The sequence below is a fragment of the Alkalibacterium indicireducens genome (genome assembly GCF_039522005.1).
GTDB lineage: Bacteria > Bacillota > Bacilli > Lactobacillales > Carnobacteriaceae_A > Alkalibacterium > Alkalibacterium indicireducens.
Genome location: NZ_BAAADA010000081.1, coordinates 1 through 3,869, shown reverse-complemented (window position 1 = coordinate 3,869; position 3,869 = coordinate 1). Strand labels below are relative to the sequence as shown.

The 3,869-nt window shown below is 42.2% G+C and carries 5 protein-coding genes; 4 read left to right on the top strand and 1 reads right to left on the bottom strand.

What is annotated here, in order from left to right; all coding sequences use genetic code 11:
- Positions 1 to 154: 154 nt before the first annotated feature.
- Positions 155 to 373 (bottom strand): hypothetical protein, encoded by a 219-nt coding sequence (locus tag ABFX15_RS05165; protein WP_346024417.1) that lies wholly within the window; start codon positions 371 to 373, stop codon positions 155 to 157.
- Positions 374 to 516: 143 nt separating this feature from the next.
- Here ABFX15_RS05165 and ABFX15_RS05160 point away from each other — a divergent pair, with 143 nt between their 5' ends.
- The 4 genes from ABFX15_RS05160 (at position 517) to ABFX15_RS05145 (ending at position 3,660) form a co-directional block, all read left to right on the top strand.
- Complete coding sequence (locus ABFX15_RS05160) at positions 517 to 1,356, top strand: metallophosphoesterase (RefSeq protein WP_346024416.1); 840 nt, start codon at positions 517 to 519, stop codon at positions 1,354 to 1,356.
- 72 nt (positions 1,357 to 1,428) lie between these two features.
- Positions 1,429 to 2,406 (top strand): Gfo/Idh/MocA family protein, encoded by a 978-nt coding sequence (locus ABFX15_RS05155; RefSeq protein ID WP_346024415.1) that lies wholly within the window; start codon positions 1,429 to 1,431, stop codon positions 2,404 to 2,406.
- A 582-nt stretch (positions 2,407 to 2,988) separates the two neighbouring features.
- Positions 2,989 to 3,306, top strand: a complete 318-nt coding sequence (locus ABFX15_RS05150) for a PTS sugar transporter subunit IIB (protein ID WP_346024414.1) — start codon at positions 2,989 to 2,991, stop codon at positions 3,304 to 3,306.
- Between the two features lie 30 nt (positions 3,307 to 3,336).
- Positions 3,337 to 3,660 carry a PTS lactose/cellobiose transporter subunit IIA gene (locus ABFX15_RS05145; RefSeq protein ID WP_346024413.1) on the top strand — a complete coding sequence of 108 codons (324 nt, stop codon included), beginning with the start codon at positions 3,337 to 3,339 and terminating at the stop codon, positions 3,658 to 3,660.
- Positions 3,661 to 3,869: the final 209 nt, after the last annotated feature.

Here is a 3,869-nt window from a genome sequence, read left to right as displayed (position 1 = left end):
GCGTTAGCCAAGTAAAAGAAAACCTATGAGGCAGGGACTGCCTTTTGAGCCTACCCATATCCGATTCCTCTATCTGCATGAAACCTGTGCAGACAAGAATGGAGTTCGTAGGAAGCCCCACTTCAAAATCCGGAGGATTTAAGTGGTGGGTAGTTCACTCGTTTGAATCATTCAATTGGTCCAGATCGTCCAGATTGAACTTTTCGAAATCTTCCGGTCTGGTTATCTGAGCCTTTTCTTCTTCAGAGAGCTCCCGGTCGTCAGAAACAGGGTCACGTTTTATAAACTCATTACCACTCTCCGTCGCTTTAGTTTTCAAAAAATGATCAGCCTGATTCTGCTGATCCTGGTGCAAAGTCGGATCGTTTTCCAATATAACCCCTCCTTGAATTCTCACTTTTATTACTAATAGTTTACCATAGAAAAATAAATAACGCTTTCAAGATGCATTATATGATACAATATAGCTAGTATTTTTATAACGACAGCAAACAGCTGCAGGAGGAACGAATCATAGTGTGGATATTACTGGCTTTAATCATTGCACTAGTTATTTACTTATATACTCAGAACTATCTGATCGAAACAACACATTACTCAGTGACAGTACCTAAACTTGATGAACAGATGAAGGGAAAGAGAATCGTTCATTTAACTGATCTGCATCTGACCCCACGTTCAAATAAAAGCTATATCGAAACAATTATTCAGAAAACTGAGGAAGCAGAACCGGATTTCATCGTCCTTACCGGGGACCTCGTACAGGCAGGATTATCCAGTCTGGCTGATACTCCGCTCAGACGCTTTGCCGAACTGTGTACGAATATTGCCCCTACATATGCAGTTACTGGAAATCATGATATTGCAAGTGGGACATTTTCTGAATTCACATCGATTTTGTCAGCAGCAGGTGTTCATCTTCTTCTGGACGAAGCGGAAGTGGTGACTGTCGACGAGGAAGAGAAGCTGGTCATCATGGGACTGGCTGAACGTGAGGATCAGATCAATCTGCCCAAACCGATGCTTAAATCTATCGAACTGACGCCTGAAATGGAGCGACTTCCTAAAGTGCTTCTGGCACACAGACCCGAGCATTTCGAACAGTATATGTACGACCAGACAAAAGCACCCGCTTTAGTCCTGAGTGGGCATACCCATTCAGGGCAAGCCCGAATTCCTTACTTAGGTGGGGTTTATGCACCCGGACAAGGATTTTTCCCGAAATACGACTATGGCATTTTCAGCTCAGAAGAACACAGATCCAGACGACTGATTATTTCAAGAGGTCTAGGGAATTCATCGTTTCCATATAGAATCAACAATCGTCCGGAAATCGTTGTGATCACACTTCAATAGAAGCTATGTCTGACCCACTCGTGGTATACTGATGAGGAACAGAGCACTTAGTTAGAAGGAGTTCGATGATACATGGATAAGTTAAGATTAGGTACGATAGGAACGAGCGGAATCACTGAGCAGTTTATTGAAGCGGCAGTGAAAAGTCAGAAGTATACGTTAGAAGCAGTTTACTCTCGTACTCAGGATAAAGCCGATGATTTCAGGAAAGTTCATGAAGGCAGGAAGGCCTACTCTGATTTTGAAGCATTCTTAAGTGATCCTGAGGTTGATGTGATTTATATTGCATCACCAAACAGTCTGCACTTTGACCAGGCCAAAGCTGTGCTTATGCACAACAAGCATGCCATCGTTGAGAAGCCAGTCGTTACGTCTGCAGAGCAGTGGGATGAACTGACAGATTTGTCCAGAACGCAGAACAAGCTGGTCGTTGAGGCAGCCAGACATATATTTGAACCGAATTTTCTTAAAGTGACAGAGCTGATCAGCAATCAGTCCGATATATACGGGGCTTCATTGACCTACAGCAAGTATTCATCCCGATATGATCAAGTACTCAATGGCGAAGAACCGGCAATTTTTTCACCTAAGTTTGCTGGGGGAGCAGCTAATGATCTGGGAATCTATGTCATCTACGCAGCACTCAAGTGGTTCGGTCAGCCGAAATCGGTCGAAGCATTTGCCCAACCGATCAGAACAGGTGTTGACGGAAAAGGAACAGCTATTTTGAGATATGATGGATTTGATGTCACCTTGAATTATGGAAAAATCAATACGTCAATGCAGCAGTCTGAAGTCTATACTGCGGATGACACGTTAGTCCTGGATGCTATCACCGGCCTGGCTTCAGCTGAAGTGGTCGATGCACGAACTAGAGAAACAAGTTCGATCAAGCTTGACGAGCCGTCTAAGAATCCTCTGATGTGGGAAGCACTGGCTTTTGCAGAAGTGATGTCCGACTATGACAGTGAAAGCAGCAGAACCCGAGGTGACGAGTGGTGGGCGCTGACCAGACAGGTACATGCTGTTCTCGATGAGATAAGAAACTAAGAAACTCTAAACATTATAGCTAAAGCAACTCTGATATGACAGATCCGGGTCAGCCGGAATCACGATTTAATTAAACAGAACAGTGATGAAGACACCTTGAGGCAGGAGAACTTCCTTCAGGGTGTCTTTTCTGACTAGATGCACTTTTATGATGTGGGTAAAGTCTAGTATGGAAAAATAATACTCAAAATATGAAGAATGTAGTTCAACATTAAACCGGCTGATGAACTTTACTATCCAACTATTAAAGTTAAGTTAATTAGTCAAGAAACGACATGAACTGCACTAGTAACACAGAGAGTAAAGTTCGTGGAAGTCATAAGCTTCTGAACTACATTATCAGTTGTCAATAATGCAGTTCAGAAGCGAAAGACTCAGTAAACTAATCCCCTTTCAAAAAGATATATTAGAAGTCACACTCAATCAATCAATCAATCATCCTTTAATGAGGCAGTCAATAAACGAATATCCCTCTTTCAAGAGGGAGAAAGTGGACAAGATTTTTTAAGAGGTGTATGATTGAAGTAAGGAAATATGAAAAATAGACAGGAAAAATTAATAAGAATATTAGGAGGAAACGGAATGGCAAAAAAAGAAATTATGCTGGTATGTGCTGCTGGAATGAGTACAAGCATGCTGGTATCTAAAATGCAGAAATCCGCGGAAGACAGAGGTCTGGAAGTGGAGATTTTTGCTGTGTCTGCAAATGAAGCTGATTCCAAGATAGAAACTCAAGCTATCGACGTCATGATGCTTGGGCCTCAAGTCCGTTACATGAAAGGTAAATTTGAGGAAAAGGCTAATGAACAGGGCATTACCATTGATGTCATCAACATGCAGGATTACGGTATGATGAATGGAGAAAAAGTCCTTGACCGCGCGCTGGAACTGATGGATTAACGATCCAGAATGACCTGGGAGGGAGCAGTCATGAGTGAAGAAAACAGAGAGTTAATGGAAGTGATCATGGCACTAATCATGCACGGGGGAGATGCCAGAAGCAGTTCGATGGAAGCAATCCATGCCGCCAAGAAGAGTCAGTTTGATCTAGCACAGGAGAAGCTGAAAGGAGCAGATTCATCGATTACTGAAGCCCATCGAGTTCAGACTGATCTGCTGACGCAGGAAGCAGCGGGAAATTCTGTAGAATTGAACCTGCTGATGGTACATGCACAGGATACATTAATGAATGCTATGACTTACCGAGACCTTGCTGAAGAAATGATCGACATGTACCGAAGAGTTGAGGAATAAACGTAAATGACAGCACATCTAGTGTGTCAAAGGTCATTTTCGATGAAAGTATTTAGAAGCTGCTGCTTGAGAATAGCTGATATGAAGCCTGTTCTTAAGCACCAGCTTCTTTATTTAATTTTTTTGCTAAAATAGTCATCTATGTGTAAAATAGTTGTCGGAAAGTAAAATAGTAGGGCAAGAAATTAAAGTAGACAAAAAGAAAGAAG